General features: G+C 62.4%; 1 protein-coding gene. It reads left to right on the top strand.

Annotated elements, in window-relative coordinates:
• On the top strand, positions 1-402 hold a 402-nt coding region (locus Q0C48_RS04980), incomplete at both ends, for an FAD-dependent oxidoreductase (protein WP_291522125.1).

Raw genomic sequence — 402 nt, 5'->3', positions numbered from 1 at the left:
CATCGCCGCGAACCTGCACCAGTCGGCCATGTATGGTGGTCATATCCAGTCGGTGGGCCCACGTTACTGCCCGTCCATCGAGGACAAAGTCGTGCGCTTTGCCGATAAGGCGTCGCATCAGGTTTTCCTGGAACCAGAAGGCCTCGATACCCACGAAGTCTACCCCAACGGTATCTCCACCAGCCTGCCCTTCGGTGTCCAGGTCGAACTGGTGCGCAGCATGCGCGGTCTGGAAAACGCCGTGTTGCTGCGTCCCGGTTACGCCATCGAGTACGACTACCTCGATCCCCGCGAGCTCCACCCCAGTCTGGAAAGCCGACGCTTGCCGGGTCTGTTCTGCGCCGGCCAGATCAACGGCACCACTGGTTATGAAGAAGCCGCGGCGCAGGGGCTGCTCGCCGG

The organism is Acidithiobacillus sp., assembly GCF_023255755.1.
Lineage (GTDB): Bacteria > Pseudomonadota > Gammaproteobacteria > Acidithiobacillales > Acidithiobacillaceae > Acidithiobacillus.
Note: the sequence above shows the minus strand (reverse complement) of the source record. Positions and strands in the feature narration are given on the sequence as shown.